Raw genomic sequence first — 17862 nt, 5'->3', positions numbered from 1 at the left:
GGATGTTGTGACAGCCGGGGAGTGCGTTGAAAACGGCATTGAGGGGTCTGATCGGCTGGTTCGCGCTGGCTGTCGTACTGGTCGGTGCCGACACCCTGGTCCAGATCCAGCGAGATCCGGAAGATCCGGGCTACACGCAGGTCGACGGTTTCGTCCGACTGGTGCTGTTCGTAACGTTCATCATCGCGCTGCTCGTTGTCACGAAGATCGGGTTCGTGAGCGTCGTCCAGGCTCTCACCTTCGGTGTGATCAAGCCTGAAAAGAAGGTCACCGAGAAGGCTGCGATCACATTCGACATTCCCGAGACCGAGGAAGGTGGCCGGACAGCGGCGAACATCGTCGCCGTGGAGCTTTTCCTGATCGGGCTCGGCTTGTTGCTGGCCGGAGGTGCCGTTGGATGGGCGATGCTCGATGGTGGCGGCTTCACCGTGTTGTCGGCGGGCACGTTCGTCGTGGCTGGGCTGGCGGTCTATCCGCTCATCCCGATGGCGATCAGCCGGGCACGTGACAGCGGCCGCACCTGGCCGATCGAAATCACCTTCACACCCGTCGGTATGAGCCAACCTGTCGGAGAAGGGCAGAAGACCGTTGCATGGTCGAGCATCGACGGGTTTGTCTTCGATCGCCACCGAGGTGGTCGCCGCGTGGACGCGCACATCGCGATCTCGGACGACCGGGGACGGCAGCAGCTGTTGCCGCTGTTCGCCAAGGAGTCCGAGCACGGATTCCTGATGACCACCGCCATGGATCCCGCCGAGGCCGAACGCGCCGAAGCGACGATCGAGCGATTCAAGCCTGGTTTGGTGGAGTGGCGGGATCAGAGAGTTCGGCGCGGTGGATTCGGGCTCGAGAAGCACGACGGCGATGTCGACGTCGTGCGCTGGGGCGAGCCTGACCGCTCGGACGACCTGGTGTCCGCTCCGCGGCAGGAGACGGCTGTCATCGCTCGGGAGTCCCGATTCTCGGCGGTCGCCAAAGGTGTCGCCGCGTGGACGGTGTCCGCGGTTCTCGTCTCGACCTTGTTGACGATGATCCTGCACGCCGACGCGTTGGGTGACGGCATGCCGTTTCTGGTCGTCGCCGGCACCACGGTGGCTTTGGCCGGGATCTTGGCGGGAGCGGTGACCGGCCGACGGGCGGTCACGAACCGGTTCTTGTTCCGGCGGCGAGAGATCCGCGGGCCTTGGCCTCTCCCGGTCGATGTGGTCGGGTTCGGAATTCCCGACAACACCAAGTTCGTCACCAGGGTCCTGGTGACCGTGCTCAATGGCACGGGCTTGATCACCTTCGGTGTCGGTTTGTTCGTTGTCGCCGATCAGGCCGGAATCGAAGACGGCTCCGTGATGCTTCTCGGGTCAGCGGTCTTCGCGATCGGGTTCTGTTTCACCGGTTCCATCGCGTTTCGCCATCGCGATACCACGAAGTCGCTTCGTGTGTCCGTGACGGACGAAGGGGTGGAGCAACCGGCTGAGAAACATGAACCACTTGTCCTGCCATGGGACGAAGTCATCGAAGTGATCATCGACGAACATTTCACCGGGAGGTGCTTCTCTGTCCATGTCGCTTTGGCCGAGGCGGAAGCAGTGGTTCTCCTGCATGAAATGTTCCGGAAGCGATCGAGGTTCGGTCGTCGTCTGACGCCGACCATGACGGCCCCCGAGGCAGAGCGATTCGCGGCCTTGGTCGAATCCCGGCGACCCGGCTTGGTGCGCTGGCCCGCTCGGAAGACAAAGCGCGGTGGATTCGGTGTCTTCCAACGTGTCATCTTGCGTTGGAAGGGCGGAACATCGGCGCACCCGGCGCCACAAGAGGGCCTGTCGATCTCGAAGGTGGTCGATTCCGGCAAACAGCGACGTGCCGGCTTCATCGCTCTTGCCGCAACGGTGGTTCTCGGCTTCGGGATCATCTCGGACACCGGGGTGGCAGTGCGGGCGGTAGCCGCTTCGCTGGGCTTGTTGATGTTCTCGGCGGCGATCGTTTCACTGCGCCGCGATCGAAGTCAGTTCATCAGGGAAGTGGTTCTCAAACCGCGGTGGATCACGGTGACGACCTTGACGTCCCGCACATGGAGCTGGTCTGTGCGCTGGAGCGACATCGAGAAGATCGTGCTGCGCCGGACCGCGGGCACCGACGTGTTTCACCTGGTTCTCAGCCCATCGGAAAGTGTCGGCGCGTACTACCCGCGCGATCGCTTGGCGCGACCGCTGGGATTGAAGCACGAGGACAACGGCGACATCCTTCTCGCGGAGACCGAACTGACGTCGGAGGACGTCAAAGAGATCTGGCCGGTCCTCAAGAGAAACGCGGAAGTCGCCTTCGACTCGCCGGGGATCGACGATCCCCGATTCCTCGGTGGAGAGGGTTCGGAACCTTCGTCGACGCGACAGGAATCCTGAGTGGCGGATGACCGGTCGGTGATCTCAAGAACGCCAAGTGTCCTCGGTCATCTGGTGATCCTGTTCAGCACTTTGACGGCCGTAGCGGGTTGATCAAGCCCGGGGCGCCGCCGGCGCCGATCACTCGGGGGGCTACGTGATCGACGCCGGCGACCCGATGCCCTCTTCCCGGCGAAAGCCGGGATCGGGGCAACGTCACCGCTTGGACGCGGCAACGCATCTCAAGAGCGGGCGTGATCGCCGAAGTGACGTCCGGGGGAAGGTTATCCCCCGAAAGAGTGACGGCGTTCCGCTGCTCGCCTGATTGTCGCACTACGCGCCGAGAAAGTTACAAAGTTCTTCACATCTTCGCCTGGAGAAGGGTGTCGACCGGACAACCGCTGGTCATGGCATGGTCTCTTCCATGAGTTCTCAGGTGCTGGTCATCGGGTCCGCCAATGCCGATCTCGTCGTCCCGGTCGATCGGCGACCTGGTGGTGGCGAAACCGTACTCGGTGGCGACACGATCTTGTCGCCGGGTGGCAAGGGCGCCAACACCGCGGTCGCCGCGGCCCGGCTCGGGGCGGACGTCGCGCTGCTCGGCGCGGTCGGCGACGACCCGTACGGCGAGTTGCTCAAGCGGTCGCTCGCCGAGTCCGGGGTGGACACGGGCTCGTTGCGCACGAGTGAGCGCCCGACGGGGATCGCGTACATCACGGTCACGCCGGACGGCGAGAACTCGATCCTCGTCTCGCCTGGCGCCAATTCCGCTTTGCGGCCCGAGGACGTCGACCTCGACGGCGCCGAGATCGTGGTGCTGTCGCTGGAGATCCCGCTCGAAACCGTCGAGCACGCGGTCGCGAAGGCCGTTGAACACCGCGTGAAAACGCTGCTGAACCTGTCGCCTGCCGCCGAGCTTTCCGCGAAGACGCTTCAGGGGCTCGACGTCCTCCTGGTCAACGAGCACGAGGCCGCCTTCCTGCTCGGCGGGGAGGCGGATTTCCCCAAGCTGCTCGACCTCGGTCCGAAGGCCGCTGTCGTGACGCTCGGCGCGAAGGGAGCCGCGGTGGTCACGGCGGACGGGGTGACGGAGGTGCCGTCGCCGAAGGTCGAGGCGGTCGACACGACGGGTGCCGGTGACGCTTTCGCGGGGGCGCTCGCGACTTCGCTCGCGAAGGGCGAAGAGCTGGCCGATGCGGCGCGCAAGGCGGTGAAGGTGGCGGCGATCACGGTGACCCGCCAAGGCGCGCAGCCTTCTTATCCGACGGCGTCCGAACTGGAATGATGTCCTCTTCTGTGTTCTGCTGGTGGCTATGAGCCAGGTCACGCCGCCTATGAGATATGGTCTAGACCATGCCGTCTGAGTCACTGTCCGGGGTCGCCGTCAGTCCCGGCCGCGCGAGCGGTCCTGTCGTCCGGGTCGCCGAGCCGCTCGGCGAACCCGCGAGCACACCGGCACCGGCCGATCCCGCCGCCGAGGCCGCCCGGATCGCCCCGGCCGCGCAGATCGTGGCCGGCCGGCTCGAGAAGCTCGCCGAGACGGCGACCGGTGAGGCCGCGACGATCCTCATCACCACCGCGGCGATGGCGGCCGACCCGGCGCTCGTCTCCTCGGCGGAGCAACTCGTCAAAGACCAGAACCTGCCCGCGCCGCGTGCGGTGCACCAGGCGGCGGGGAAGTTCGCCGACGCGCTCGCGGCCGCCGGTGGCTACATGGCCGAGCGGGCCCGTGACGTCCTCGACGTGCGCGACAGGCTCATCGCCGAACTGCTCGGCATCGCGCCTCCTGGCGTCCCCGACCTGTCGTCGCCGAGCGTGCTCGTCGCCCGCGACCTCGCGCCCGCCGACACCGCCGGCCTCGACCCGGACAAGGTGCTGGCGCTTGTCACCGAAGAGGGCGGCCCCACCAGCCACACCGCGATCCTCGCCCGCGCGCTCGGCATTCCCGCCGTCGTCGCAGTCCGCGGCATCCTCGCGCTCGACGCGCAAGCGCTTGCGGTGGACGGTGACACCGGCGTCGTCGAGGTCGCGGACCCCAACGCCGAGGTCGTCACGGCCGCCAAGACCGGCGCGATCGAATGGGACGGCACCGGCGCGACCTCCGACGGGCACCGGGTGAAGGTGCTCGGCAACGTCGGTTCCGCCACCGACGCCAAGGCCGCCGCCGAGGCGGGCGCGGAAGGCGTCGGCCTCTTCCGCACCGAGTTCTGCTACCTCGACGCCTCTTCCGAGCCGAGTGTCGAAGAGCAGCGCAAGGCCTACACCGCCGTGCTCACGCCGTTCCGCGGCAAGCCGGTCATCGTCCGCACCCTCGACGCGGGCGCGGACAAACCCCTCGCGTTCCTGGAGCCCGAGGACGAGCCCAACCCGGCGCTCGGCGTACGCGGCCTTCGCGTCGCTTTCGACCGTCCCGAGATCCTCGACCGTCAGCTCGAAGCCATCGCGGGTGCCGCGCAGGACTCCGGCGCCGAGGTTTCGGTGATGGCCCCGATGGTCGCCACCGCCGCCGAGGCCGCCTGGTTCGCCGAGCGGGTGCGTGCCGCCGGGATCGCCCGCGCCGGGGTGATGATCGAGATCCCGGCCGCCGCGCTGACCGCCCGCGAGATCCTCGACGCGGTCGACTTCGTCTCCGTCGGCACCAACGACCTCGCGCAGTACACCTTCGCGGCGGATCGCCAGCTCGGCGCGGTCGCCAAGCTCAACGACCCGTGGCAGCCCGGCCTGCTGCGTCTGCTCAAGGTCATCGGCCAGGCCGCGAAGGACACCGGCAAGCCCGCGGGTGTCTGCGGTGAGGCCGCCGCCGACCCGAGGCTCGCACTGGTGCTGGCCGGGCTCGGCCTGACCAGCCTGTCGATGAACGCGCCCGCCGTGCGTGCGGTGGGCGCGAGCCTGGCGGCCACGACGCTGGCCGAATGCGAGGCACTGGCCGACGCCGCTTTGGCCACGTCGGACCCGGTCGCCGCCCGCCAGGCCGTGAATTCTGTCGCGCGCTGACGAAAAACCCGCCGAAGGGGCGCCGTTTCGCACACACCTCACGTGAGTGCGAAGGGCGCCCCTTCATCGTATTTTTCGTGGGCCTTCGGCCCGGAAGAGGGCGCGCGACGTGAAGTCTCCGTCGGGCGCGGGCGCCCTTGGGGAGACGCCAAGCGGTAGCAAAGGTCCCCCGCTCCCCGAAAAGGATCGGGGGGCATGTCGAAATCCGGTCCACCGCTTCGACGCCTAGGTGAAAGACACCGAAGCGACGAAAGGACCGGACCATGACGACCACCATGACCCCGACGCGGGCTGGACGCCGGGAATGGGTCGGGCTGGCCGTACTGGCCCTGCCCACCTTCCTGGTCTCCCTCGACGTGTTCGTGCTGATCCTCGCGTTGCCGAAGCTCAGCCAGAGCCTCGGCGCCGACAGCACCCAGCAGCTGTGGATCATGGACGTCTACGGCTTCATGATCGCCGGGTTCATGGTCACCATGGGCACCCTCGGCGACCGCATCGGCCGCCGGAAACTGCTGCTCATCGGCGCCACGGCGTTCGGGCTGGCTTCCGTGCTGGCCGCGTTCTCGACCAGTGCGCTGATGCTCATCGCCGCCCGCGCGATCCTCGGGATCGCCGGTGCGACGCTGGCGCCGTCCACGCTCGCCCTGATCAGCAATCTGTTCTCGGACAGCCGTCAGCGTTCGCTCGCGATCGGCATCTGGGCGGGCTGCTTCACCGTCGGCGCGATCGTGGGCCCGATGGTCGGCGGCGTGCTGTTGGAGCATTTCTGGTGGGGTTCGGTGTTCCTGCTCGGTGTCCCCGCGATGGTCCTGCTGCTCGTGGTCGGCCCGAAGCTCCTGCCCGAGTACCGCAACGAGAACGCCGGCCGCCTCGACCTCGTGAGCGTCGCGCTTTCACTGGTCACGATCCTGCCCGCGGTCTACGGCATCAAGGAACTCGCCCGCGAGGGTGTGCACGTGGTCGCGGTGGCCTCGCTCCTGATCGGTCTCGGCTTCGGCGTGGTGTTCGTGCGGCGCCAGCGAACCCTTCAGGACCCGCTGATCGACCTGACGCTGTTCCGCGGCCGTGCGTTCACGACGGCGTTGGGCGGGATGTGCGCGTTCTCCATGCTGGGCGGGACGACCATGCTCTTCGTCGCGCAGTTCTTCCAGATCGTGCTGGAGCTTTCCCCGATCGGTGCCGCGTTGGCGCTGCTGCCCGGGATGCTGGCTTCGACCGTCAGCTTCCTTGCCGCCCCGATCCTCGCCCGTCGCGTCCGCCCCGCCACGCTGATCGCCACCGGGCTGGCCGGCGCGATCGCGGGGTTCCTGCTGCTGACGCAGGTCGAGGCGAGCGCCGGTCCGGTGATCCCGTCGATCGCCTTCGCCATCACCTGCCTGTGCGGCGGACCGCTGATCACCCTTGGCACGGATCTGGTCGTCGGCTCCGTGCCGCCGGAGAAGGCCGGTTCGGCGGCCTCCCTTTCGCAGACCGGCAACGAGTTCGGCTACGCGCTGGGCATCGCGACGGTCGGGACGCTGGGCAACGCGGTCACCCGGTCCCGGCTCGCCGACGCCGTCCCCGCGCACGACGCGTTCGCCAGCGGGATGCACGCGGTGTCCGGGCTGGCCGCGCTGGTGCTGGCCGTGGTCGCGTACTTCGTGCTCCGGCACCTGCGCCACATCTAGCCGAAGAAACCCCGCCGCGGGTACTTGATGATCAGCGACCCCCCGTGCACGCGCCCGGTGATGACGAACCGGGGCGTGCCGGGGCGGCCGTTCGACCGCGTCCGGTCGTCGAGGTTGCCGAACTTGATGTCGGTGATCGAGTTGGTGTCGACGGCGCCGTTCTCGGGGATGGTGATCTCCACCGGCCCCCATTTGGCCTGCAGTTCGATATGCACCACCGGATACCGGATCTCGGCCTGGGAGAAGTCCAGTTTCGTGGCGCCGTACTTGTTCCGGATCACCATCGACTCGGGGACCAGCCAGTTCCCGTTGCGTTGCAACGCCGAGTACTTGCCGTTGAGCTCCATGACACCGGAAGTCGAGGCGTAGGCGGGCTGCTGCTGAGGCGGAGCCCACGGGTTCTGCTGCTGCCGCGGCACCATCCCGGCTTCGGGGTGCACCAGGCCGGGCAGATCCGTGAGCACCGCGTTCAGCTCACCGCGGGTCTTCGAAGCGAGGGCGCGGTCGGTCCGCTCGGTGAACTCGTCGAGGTTCAGCATCCCGAGGCCGATCGCCTTCTGCAGCACCTCGACGACGTGTTCGCGTTCCGCGTCGGAGACCCGGATGTCCCGTCCGGTCAACGGCTTGGTCTCGGTCGTCGGCTGCTCTTCCTCGCCCATGCCAGGAATGGTAGAACCGATTCTCACGCGCGAGATCGGGGAAATACCCTGAACAGACCCGCATTTCTCCCCTGTGCCGCCTTGCTGGCGGCTGTCCTGCTGCTGGCCGGATGCACCGTCGAAGCAGACCCGCCGCAAGCCGTTCCGACGCCGACCACGCCACCGCCGTCGAAACTCGAAGGCGTACCGGTGGACTACAGCGGTTTCCGGCTCGTCATGGCGACCTCGCCGCCGTCGATGCTCGATCCCGCCACCGGCGCCACCACTCCGCTGCCTGGTGCTCCGGCCGGTGACCGGGTCAACGACGTCATCCGCGTCGGCAAGTTCCCGGTCGTGCTGTCGGCCGCCCGCTGCGGGCCGTCGTGCCTGGAGCCGTCCGAGGTGCTCGTCTACGGCGACCCCAGGAACCAGCCGTGGAGACTCGGCAAGGCCCGCAGCGTCGCCCCGGCCGCCGACGAGAGCGGCGTCTGGCTGATCCGCGACGACGGCAACGACCTGTGCCGCCTCCAATACGTCTCCTTGCTCGGTGTCGAGCGCGGACGCGGGCGGCCGGCGAGCTGCACGATGGCGGTGCGCCAGGAGGTGCCGAAGGGGCTGCTGATCACGGTGAACACCGGCACGGCCACCGCCGAGGACGTGCTGATCGATCCCGCCACCGGCCGGGCCGTCCACCAGTTCCCCCGGGTACTGGCGATCACCAAGGATCGGATGCTGCTGGCCGAACTGACCGAATTCTCCGTGCTCGACCTGCGGAACGACCAGCGCACGCCGGTCCGGTGGCCGGTGTCCGACGGCAAACCTGGCCAGGTGGTGCCGAGCCGCGACGGGTACAAGGTCGCCGTGCTCTTCGGCGACCCGGCCTGGGCGGGCACGGCGACGCAGACGGCCGACGTCTGGGTGCTGGCCCTCGACACGCTGACCTGGACACACGCGCCCGCGATGCCGATCGCGACCGAGCTCAACCGGGCCGCGATCGAATGGACCGAGAGCGACGACCTGGTGCTCACCACGGACGTCGTCGCGAACTGGCGGCTCGACCGGCCACAATGGACGGTCGTCAAGACCCCGTTGCCCGCCGAGCGGAACCAGCGGGTGGTCGCCATCGCGCAGGGCTGACTATTCCTCGTCCAGCCCGTGCTCGATGGCGTACCGGGCGAGCTCGACGCGGTTGTGCAGTTGGAGTTTGCGCAGCGTCGACTGGACGTGGTTCTCCACCGTCCGATGCGAGAGCACGAGTTTCTCGGCGATCTGCCGCGCCGTCATCCCCTTCGCGACCAGGCGCAGGACGTCGGTCTCACGTTCGGTCAGCCGCGGCGGCGCGGGCCCGTCGTCCGGCGCGTCGGCCATGCGGCGGTACTCGCCGAGGACGAGCCCGGCGAGCCCGGCGGTGAACACCGGGTCGCCCGCCGCGGTCCGCTTGACCGCGTCCACCAGTTCGCTCGCCGAAGCCGATTTCACCAGGTAGCCGGACGCCCCGGCCTTGACCGCCTCCAGGACGTCGCTGTGCTCGCCGCTCGCGGACAGCACGAGCACCTTCGTCGACGGCAGTTCCGTGGTGATCTCACGGGTCGCGTCGACGCCCGACGTCTCGCCGAGGTTGAGGTCCATCAGCACGACGTCCGGCCGGACCGTGCGCGCGATCCGCACCGCGGCCGGCGCGTCCGGCGCGGTGGCCTTCACGTCGAATCCGTGCTCGGCCAGGTCGCGGGCGACGCCGTCCCGCCACATCGGATGGTCGTCGACCACCATCACCGAGACCTGAGGCGCTTCGGTCATCGCTTCCCCCTCGCCGCCACTGGAACCTTGACTTCCCATTCCGTGCCCTGGCCGGGCGCGGTGTCCAGGGCGACGCTTCCGCCCAGATCCCGCACGCGGCCCTTGATGGACTCCGCGATACCTAGATGTCCCGCGGCCGCCGCGCGTTCCAAGACCCCGGGCGCGATCCCCGGCCCGTCGTCGCGGACGCTGACCACGACCTCGGTCCCGAGGTCCTCCAGCAGTACCCAGGCGTGCGCGTCCTCACCCGCGTGCTTTTCGACGTTCGACAGTGCCTCGCGCGCCACGGCCACCAGCTCCGCGGTGACGTGTTCGGGCAGCTGGACCTCGCCCGCGGGCGTCGAGACCTGCACCGACGGCGTCGCGAGCAGCTGCAGCGCGGACCGGAGGTCGGTGGTCCCGTTCTCGCTCGAATGCGTTGGCTCGGTGGTGACCAGCGCCCGCAAGGCGATCTCCTGCTCACCGGCCAGCTTCGCCAGCTCGGCGGCCTCCCCGCCGAATTCGGCGCCGCGTTTGCGCACCCGCGCGAGCACCTGGAGGACGCTGTCGTGGATCGAGCGGGCGAGCCGTTCCCGTTCGGCCGTCGCGGCCTCCATACGCAACGCCCTGGTCAGCGCGTCGGCCGACCGGCGGGCCATGGTCGCGGCGAGCCCGATCACGAACCCGCTCGCGGTCAGCAGGAAGCCGTCCCGCGCGACGTCGACGTCGAACCGCCAGCGCACCAGCCCGGTGACCACCGAGACCACCAGTCCGGCGAGCACCCCGCCGAGCGCGCCGAACCGCGTCCCCGCGGCCGCGGGCGGGACCGCCGCCCACACCGTCGTGATGAGCGGGGTGTTGGCGTCGAACTGCGCGGTGGTCAGGATCCACGCCGAGGTGAACATGAGGGCGACGGTCAGCGCGAGATCGACGCACACCAGCCACGGCCAGCGGCTCGACGGCCGCGCGTAGAACACGCTGCTGACGATCGTCCACACCGTCATCAGGCCGAACGACGTCCACGCCAGCCACTTGTTCGCGTAGCCGTCGTAATGGACGACGAACGAGCCGAGCGCGAAGAGCAGCGTCGTCACGCGAAGCACGATCACCCCGCGCCACAGCGGAGTGGCCGGGTCCCGCGTGCCGAGCGCCGAAACCGCGCGCCAGAGCGGGGTCTCGGTCATGACTTGGCTTCGGACTCTTCCCCGGCGTCGTTCGGCTGTGCCGCCTGATCCCGCAGGACGTCGATCTCGGACGGATCGGGATCGTGTTCGTGCAGCAGCGACCGGATCCCCGCGTTGAGCACCGCGAGCAGCGGCACCGAGAGCAGGGCGCCGGCGATCCCGGCGGCGACGAGACCGGCGGTGATCGCGAGCACCACGGCGAGCGGGTGCAGCTTCACCGCGCGGCCGAGCAGGATCGGCTGCAGGACGTGGCTTTCCAGCTGCATGACGCCGATGACGATGGCCAGCACGATCAGCGCGCCGACGATGCCCTTCGTCACCAGTGCGATCAGCACCGCGACCGCGCCCGCGATCACGGCGCCGATGATCGGGATGAAGGCGCCGAGGAACACCAGCGTCGCCAGCGGGATCACCAGCGGCACACCGACGATCGCCAGCCCGATGCCGATGCCGACCGCGTCGACCACGGCCACCGCCGCCGTCGCGCGCACGTAGCTGACCAGCGACGCGAAGCCGCGCCGCCCGGCGACGTCGACCCGGTTCCGCACGCGGCCCGGCACCCCGCGGACCAGGAACTTCCAGATCTGGTCGCCACCGGAGAGGAAGAAGATGAGGATGAACAGCGTCAGGATGAAGCCGGTGACGATCTCGCCGACCGTGCCCGCCGTGGTGAGCGCGGTCGTGGTGATCGACGCCTGGTTGTTCTGCAGGAAGCTGATCGCCTGGTTGATGAACTCCTGGATCTGCTCCTGGCGCAGGTGCAGCGGCCCGTCGATGAGCCAGACCTTGATCTGGTTGAGGCTCTCCGTCAGCTGCTTCTGCAGTTCGGGCAGGCCGGAGGAGAACTGCGCGACGACGAACGTCAGCAGCCCGCCGAGCACCGCGAGCCCGGCGATCAGCACTATCCCGGCCGCGAGCCCGCGCGGGAATCTCAGCGCCGTCAGCTTGGAGACGGCCGGCGCGAGCAGCGCGGCGAGCAGCAGCGCGATCGACAACGGGATCACGACCACCGACAGATAGCCGATGAGGAACACGATGACGTAGAGCGCGGCGATCACCACGATGAAGCGCCACGACAGCGCCGCGCCGATCCGCAGGCCGCGGGGCACCAGATTGGTGACGTCTTCGGTCGACTCGGAGAGGAAGGGGTTCGCCGGATCGAATTCCGGCTGTTTGCGCTGGGGCTCGCTCACGCGCTCACCGTATCGGTCCGGGGCGACGTTTCCTGAACATTCCAGGCAACGCGCACGGTCGAATTCGCCCGATGCGACGCTTGACACATCGCCCGCGGGTCGACTCGCGAGTAACCGGGCTCCGCCAGCCTTGATCACCGATGGTGATTTCGGGTTACACCGTGTGTTCTTCACACGATCGTGCCATCAAGGTCATTCAAACTCGCGCAAGCCTTCCGCACTTTGCTTACCTCGGTCCCGCAACGACGAACCGAAGCGACAGGAGACCGAGTGACGAACGCGGCGAAGAACGAGAGGCGTGGCGCTGTGCGCTTCGGCCGTCTCGCTTCGCGTGCGCTGTTCGTGCTCGGTGGCGCCGTCGCCGGTTCCGCCGCGGCGTGGGCCGTTTCCGGCGCTTCCGCCGCCGCGGACATCGCCCCCGTGGTCTCCGCTCCCGAAACGAGCGTCACCCCGGTCACCGACGCCACCGCGGCGGGGCTGGCCGACGTTTCCGGTGGCGCCTCGAAGTTCGCCGGCGACGTCGCCGGAGCGATGTGCGGCGAAGCCCACCAGGACGCCACCACGTGGTCCATGCCGGGCGAGAACGGGTCCGCTTCCGCGAAGCACCACTGCGGCGACCTCCGCGCCGACCGGCACGAGGTCTCCACCCGCGTCAGCGACGCGGTCACCGACTTCGCGGACAACTCGGTGGTCACCCCGGTCAAGCGGACCCTCGGCGCGGTCGAGCACATCGTGCGCAAGCCGCAGGACACCCGCCAGGTGCTGGACGAGACCTTCGCCCCGTCGCCCGACTTCGGCCGCAAGGTCTGGGACCTCCTCGACCCGAACGGACACGGCGACCTCGTCCCGGAGATCCCGGTCGGCGGAAGCCCGGTCGACCCGGAGTCCCCGCTGGACACCATCGGCGCCGGCGAGCAGGTCACCGACTTCGCGCAGCTGGCGACGACCCAGTTCCCCGCTGCCTCCGAGACCCTCCTCCCGATGCCTGCCTTCGTGCAGCAGCACGGTGCGTTCGATCAGGTCGAGGACGCTCCGGCGCGTGACGGTCACCGTGGTGACTTCCCGCGTCCGATCACCCCGGCGCCGCTTCCCGCCGCGCCTTCCTTCCCGACTGTCCCCGGCGGCTCCGCCCCCGGTGGTCACCTCGACGGCATGACCCACGGCGTTCCCGCCTGGGTCGCCGCCGCCGTCGAGCGTTCCCTGACCGGCTACGCGCTGGCAGGCACGCGGTACATGCCGCTCACCCCGGGCTCGCAGCCCGGCGTCACTCCCGACTGAACACCTCCCTCCGCGGGGTAGCCGACGCGCCTCACGCCTCCCGATTCCGGGCTTGGCTTCGCGTCCGCTCCTGATCCCCCGCGAAACGGCGGTGCGCTTTTGTGCGCCCGCATTCGCTCCACCCCCTCTGGTGCCGCTCCAGACGGCACCTCCTCGAACCCGAAAGGGAACCCGAAATGAAGGAGAAAAACCCCATGCAATCCTGGGCAAAGCGCGGACTCCAGACCGCGTTGGTCACGGGTGGGTTGTTGATGCTGGGCACCGGCATCGCCTCGGCTGACGAACAGGTCAACCCCGACACCCCGGCCTCCCCGCTCGACGCGAACGTCACCGTTCCCGTCCAGATCGACAACAACGCCGTTGGCACGCCCCTCGGCCAGGTCGACCTCCCCGGCTACGAGGGTGAGGTCAGCACCAAGGCCGTCACCAAGCCCGTCTCGGAGGCGCTGGACTCGGCTTCGTCGCCCGGCGGCAGCAGCGACGGCATCGGCGGAGGGCTCCCCAGCCTCTCCGGCAAGAACGCCGTCCCGGCCCCGCTGGCGGCCAAGGACTCTTCCCGGCAGATCAGCGGCGGGATGACCGGTGGTGGGTTCACCACCACGGACGACATCCTCAAGGGCAACAAGGTGGTCGGTGACGTCGTCGTCCCGATCCAGATCGTCGACAACGCCATCGGCGTGATCGGCGACGCCGAGGTCGAGGGTGGCACCCACGACCAGACGTGGTCGCACAACCAGGACGTCGAGACCACCGGTGAGGACTCCAGCCTCGCCGGGAACGTCGTGTCCCTCGACTGGGCGCTGCCCGTGCAGATCGCCGGCAACGGCGGCGGGCTCGCCGGCGGCACCGGCCGCGTGGTCGGCGGTTCCGCCAGCCAGAGCACCACCGAGACCGGCAACATCACCACCGACGGCGAGGGCTCCGCCCTGTCCGGCAACGTGCTGGCCGGCCAGTTCGCCACCCCGGTCCAGGTCACCGGCAACGCCGCCTCCTGGATCATCGGCAACGCCAACAGCTCCGGCTACGAGGCCGAGACCGAGGCCACCTCCGGCGGCTGGGTCGCGACCGACGGTGACGAGTCCGCCCTCGGCGGCAACGTCGGCGCGGTGCCGATCGCCCTCCCGGTGAAGGTGAACGACAACGCGGCCGCCGCGTGGGGTTCGCTCGCGAACTCCAACAGCAGCTCGTCGGCGGACGCCACCGCCGGTGACACCACCCCCGGCTGGAGCAACGTCCCCAGCTACGTGCAGACCTCCGGCGAGGACTCGGCCGTCGCGGGTAACGCGATCGTGCCGCAGACCGCGGACGTCGCGAACGTCGGCGGCGTGGCCGCCAGCTGGATCGGCCTCGCGAACACCGGCACCGACGGCGGGACCAGCCAGTCCAGCACCGTCGACGCCGGCGGGTTCATCAGCAGCGAGGGCGAAGGCTCCGCCGGCGGCGGCAACATCGTCGACCCGGCCGTTGCCGCTCCCGTCGAGGTGACCTGCATCGCGGGCACCTACATCGGCAGCGCCAACGTCGCCTCCTGCGAGAACACCGTCGACGCGAACGCCGGGAACGGCACCCACACCACGGGTGACGACTCCACCCTGGCGGGCAACGTCGTCAACACCCAGGCCGCGCTGGCCCCCGAGGTGTTCGGCGTCGCCGGCTCGCACATCGGACAGGCGACCGCCGAGGCGTCCGAGACGAAGACCGTGACCGCGGGTGCGTACGACGGCACCACGGGCAACGACTCGTCCGGCTCGGGCAACATCGTCCAGGTCCCGGCCGCGGTTCCGGCCGAGGTCTTCGGCGTCGGTGGCTCGTTCATCGGTCAGAGCACCGCTTCGGCCGAGGAGACCAAGGTCGTCTCCGGTGGCGGCGGCGGGAACACCGCCGACGACAACGGCTTCCTCAGCTCCAACCTGGGCACCGTGCCGGTTTCGCTGCCGGTGCAGGCGTTCGGGATCGGTGGCGCGTTCATCGGCCAGGGCCACGGCGGCGCCGACGGTGACACCACCTCCAACGCGGGCGGCGACGTCCACGCGACCGGTGACGGTGGCGCGGGCTCGGGCAACCTGGTCTACGGCCCGGTCTCCCTGCCGGTCCAGGCGCACAACTTCGCCGCGGTGCTCGGCGGCATCGCCTCGGGCAAGGGCACGAACCTCACCGACTCCAACGCGGGCGGCGACGCCACCGCGAACGGTGAAGAAGGCGCGCTGGCGGGCAACATCGTCCAGACGCCGATCGGCGGCACGGGCCAGCTGACCGGGCACGGCATCGCCGGTGCGGGTATCGCCGAGGGCGAGAGCGTCAGCGACGTCCTGTCGGAGGCCGGCGGCGACGCCACCACCACCGGTGACGAGGGCGCTGTCTCGGGCAACATCATCGGCGTGCAGGCGCTGCCGATCGTGCCGATCACGCACGACGCGGTCTCGGCCGCCGGTCTGGCCGACGCCGAAGGCGCCAACACCGTCGACGCCCTGTCGGGTGGCGACGTGGAGACCTCGGGCCTCGACGGATCGCTCTCGGGCAACATCCTCGACATCCCGGCCGCGGTCGACCCCGAGGTGTTCGGCAACGCCATCGCGGCTGCGGGCGGCGTGTCCGAGACCGAGGCGACCAGCATGATCACCGGCCAGGCCGGTGGCGACAGCATCACCGACGGCAGCGGATCGGCCCTCTCGGGCTTCAACTTCCACCACCCGCTGGTGTTCGTGATCCCGCTGAACGAGTTCGAGATCCCGATCCTGGCGATCGCGGAGGAGAACTCGGAGGACTTCACCGAGATCAACGGTGAGGAGTTCACCCGCGCCTTCACCGACACGGTCGGTTCGGAGATGCCGATCGACGCGCTGCCCGCGCTGCCGTTCGGTGCCCCCGCGCTCGACGGTGCCGGCGCCCTGCCGTCCACCCCGGCGATCGGTGGCGCCCGCGCCGACGGTCCCCAGGTGGCGACCCTCCCGGTGCAGGTGGCCGGCCTGACCGCGCTGAAGCAGCTGCAGACCATCCCGGCGCAGCTGCCGAAGTCGGACCTGCCCGAGCTGCCCGGCACCCCGGCCCTGCCCGGTGTCCCGGCCCTGCCGAAGACCCCGGGTCTGCCCGGTGACGCCGCTCGCGCGGACGCCCCCAAGCTCGCGCAGCTGCCGGCCCTCCCGGCGCTGACCAAGGGCCTGCCCGCCACGGGCAAGCTGCCGGTGCAGCTGCCGACCACGGGCAACCTGCCCACCGCCGGTAACCTGCCGGCCGCTGGCGAGCTGCCGGTGCAGCTGCCCACCACGGGCACCCTGCCCGGCGTGAACAGCACCCCGGCGATGCCGACCGCGCAGGTCCCGGCTCTGGCGGGCGTCGACTCGTCGCCGCTGAGCATGTTCCAGCGCTTCATCGGCACCCTGACCGGCAAGAAGTTCCACACCATGTGAACCTGCCAGTCGGCTAGCGCCACTGAATGAACCGAAGCGGGCCCGGGAGACACTCCCGGGCCCGCTTTGTGTGCTGTTCAGGGAGGGGCTGAAGGGCGCTTTCAGCCCCGCGGGGTGAAGAGTGCGTCCTGCGCGGCGCCCATCGCGGTCAGCACCGCGCCTTCCAGCACCGCGCCCCCGCCGACGGTCCCCGCCCGCACCTCGGTCCGCAGCGGCGAGATCTCCGAGAGCCGGCGGCTCACCCTGGACGCCAGCGCGTCGCCACCGGCGCGGCCGATCTCCCCGCCGAGGACGAGACAGCCGGGGTCCAGCACCGCGGTGACCGCGGCGGCGCCGATCGCGATCCGCTCCGCGACGATCTCCAGGAAATCCTCGGCATTCGCGTCGATCGCGTACCCGACAGCCGCTTCGGCCGCCGCGGCGTCGTCGGCCCGCGAAGCCGGGATGCCGTGTTCGCGCGCCAGTTCGCAGAGCGCGGCGCTGCCCGCCAGCGTGTGGAAGCCGCCGTCGCAGTCGGTCGCGGTCGGGAGCCGTCCCGGCCCCAGCATCGGCAGGAACCCGATCTCCCCCGCGCCGCCCGACGCGCCCCGCCGCAGCACACCGTCGAGGACGACGGCCGCGCCGACCCCGAACCCGAGCCACAGCAGGACGAACGTGTCCCGGTCGCGGGCGGCGCCCAGCCGCTGTTCGGCGGCGGCCGCGAGGTTGACCTCGTTCTCCAGCAGCACCGGGACACCCAGCCGCCGGAGTTCGTCGACGAGTTTCCCGTGCCACGCGGGCAGTCCCCCGGCGTGCCGCAACCCGCCGGTCGCCGGGTCGACCAGACCGGGGGCGCCGACGGCGATCGTGTGCAGCGCGGTCGCGCCCGCTTCGGCGGTGGTGGTCTTCAGCAGGGCGATCGCTCGCTCGACGGCCTCGTCGGTGTCGACGTCCAGGTCGAACGGCAGCGACGCCTCCGCTCTGGTCCGGCCCAGCAGGTCCGCGACCGAAACGGCCATGCCGTGGGTGCGGACGTCGAGCCCGGCGAGGTACGCGCGTTCGGCGACGATGCCGTACAGCTTCGCGTTCGGGCCGCGGCGGTCCGCGCCCGCTTCGCCGACGATTTCGATCAATCCCGCGTCCTGCAGGCGTTCGACGAGATCCGCGACCGTCGGCCGGGACAGCCCGGTCAACGTCTTGAGCTGGGCGGCCGTCAGCGAACCCTCGCGGTGGAGCAGGTCGAGGGCGAGGCGGTCGTTGATGGCGCGCGCCGTGCTCGGGGAGGCGGACGGCGTCCGGATCACACTCACCGGCAGATCCTCCCAGAATTAATTATCAGGTTCCCTTCCTGATAGTTTACGCTGACGCCGT

Annotated in this window: 12 protein-coding genes; 7 read left to right on the top strand and 5 right to left on the bottom strand. The window is 69.6% G+C overall.

Going from position 1 to position 17862, the window contains the following annotated elements:
- The first annotated feature begins 26 nt into the window (after window positions 1-26).
- The 4 genes from ACFWIW_RS01330 to ACFWIW_RS01315 all read left to right on the top strand — a co-directional run bounded on the left by ACFWIW_RS01330 (window position 27) and on the right by ACFWIW_RS01315 (window position 7036).
- The gene (locus ACFWIW_RS01330) at window positions 27-2396 is read left to right on the top strand and encodes a hypothetical protein (RefSeq protein ID WP_378366570.1); all 2370 of its coding nucleotides are present in this window, start codon (window positions 27-29) and stop codon (window positions 2394-2396) included.
- Between the two features lie 403 nt (window positions 2397-2799).
- Complete coding sequence (locus ACFWIW_RS01325) at window positions 2800-3660, top strand: ribokinase (protein WP_378366569.1); 861 nt, start codon at window positions 2800-2802, stop codon at window positions 3658-3660.
- 68 nt (window positions 3661-3728) lie between these two features.
- A complete protein-coding gene (gene ptsP / locus ACFWIW_RS01320; RefSeq protein ID WP_378366568.1) occupies window positions 3729-5369 on the top strand; it encodes a phosphoenolpyruvate--protein phosphotransferase in 1641 nt (546 codons plus the stop codon).
- A 263-nt stretch (window positions 5370-5632) separates the two neighbouring features.
- Window positions 5633-7036 carry an MFS transporter gene (locus ACFWIW_RS01315; protein WP_378366567.1) on the top strand — a complete coding sequence of 468 codons (1404 nt, stop codon included), beginning with the start codon at window positions 5633-5635 and terminating at the stop codon, window positions 7034-7036.
- Here ACFWIW_RS01315 and ACFWIW_RS01310 read toward each other — a convergent pair.
- Window positions 7033-7695 (bottom strand): DUF1707 domain-containing protein, encoded by a 663-nt coding sequence (locus ACFWIW_RS01310; protein WP_378366566.1) that lies wholly within the window; start codon window positions 7693-7695, stop codon window positions 7033-7035. The two genes, ACFWIW_RS01315 and ACFWIW_RS01310, sit on opposite strands and share 4 nt — an antisense overlap.
- An 81-nt stretch (window positions 7696-7776) precedes the next feature.
- Between ACFWIW_RS01310 and ACFWIW_RS01305 the strand changes: the two genes are divergently transcribed.
- The gene (locus tag ACFWIW_RS01305) at window positions 7777-8811 is read left to right on the top strand and encodes a hypothetical protein (protein WP_378366565.1); all 1035 of its coding nucleotides are present in this window, start codon (window positions 7777-7779) and stop codon (window positions 8809-8811) included.
- Here ACFWIW_RS01305 and ACFWIW_RS01300 read toward each other — a convergent pair whose 3' ends face one another.
- The 3 genes from ACFWIW_RS01300 to ACFWIW_RS01290 are packed head-to-tail and all read right to left on the bottom strand — an operon-like array spanning window position 8812 to window position 11827.
- Entirely contained in the window at window positions 8812-9471 is a 660-nt protein-coding gene (locus tag ACFWIW_RS01300; protein WP_378366564.1) for a response regulator, read from the bottom strand. It abuts the gene before it with no gap.
- Window positions 9468-10634 carry a MacS family sensor histidine kinase gene (gene macS, locus ACFWIW_RS01295; protein ID WP_378366563.1) on the bottom strand — a complete coding sequence of 389 codons (1167 nt, stop codon included), beginning with the start codon at window positions 10632-10634 and terminating at the stop codon, window positions 9468-9470. The genes ACFWIW_RS01300 and macS overlap by 4 nt, the downstream gene beginning before the upstream one ends.
- Window positions 10631-11827 (bottom strand): AI-2E family transporter, encoded by a 1197-nt coding sequence (locus tag ACFWIW_RS01290; RefSeq protein WP_378366562.1) that lies wholly within the window; start codon window positions 11825-11827, stop codon window positions 10631-10633. Before ACFWIW_RS01290 ends, macS begins: the two co-directional genes overlap by 4 nt.
- 270 nt (window positions 11828-12097) lie before the next feature.
- On the opposite strand from ACFWIW_RS01290, the gene ACFWIW_RS01285 reads away from it, so the two are divergent.
- Together ACFWIW_RS01285 and ACFWIW_RS01280 are read left to right on the top strand one after the other, a co-directional pair.
- Window positions 12098-13105 (top strand): hypothetical protein, encoded by a 1008-nt coding sequence (locus ACFWIW_RS01285; RefSeq protein WP_378366561.1) that lies wholly within the window; start codon window positions 12098-12100, stop codon window positions 13103-13105.
- Window positions 13106-13299: 194 nt separating this feature from the next.
- On the top strand, window positions 13300-16512 hold the full coding sequence (locus ACFWIW_RS01280; RefSeq protein WP_378366560.1) for a PE-PGRS family protein: 3213 nt from the start codon (window positions 13300-13302) through the stop codon (window positions 16510-16512).
- Between the two features lie 101 nt (window positions 16513-16613).
- On the opposite strand, the gene ACFWIW_RS01275 is transcribed toward ACFWIW_RS01280, so the two are convergent.
- Window positions 16614-17801 carry an ROK family transcriptional regulator gene (locus tag ACFWIW_RS01275; RefSeq protein WP_378366559.1) on the bottom strand — a complete coding sequence of 396 codons (1188 nt, stop codon included), beginning with the start codon at window positions 17799-17801 and terminating at the stop codon, window positions 16614-16616.
- Window positions 17802-17862: the final 61 nt, after the last annotated feature.

Source organism: Amycolatopsis sp. NPDC058340, assembly GCF_042723975.1.
Classification (GTDB): domain Bacteria; phylum Actinomycetota; class Actinomycetes; order Mycobacteriales; family Pseudonocardiaceae; genus Amycolatopsis.
The sequence above is the reverse complement of the archived record's forward strand: the minus strand, read 5'-3'. Positions and strand labels throughout refer to the sequence as shown.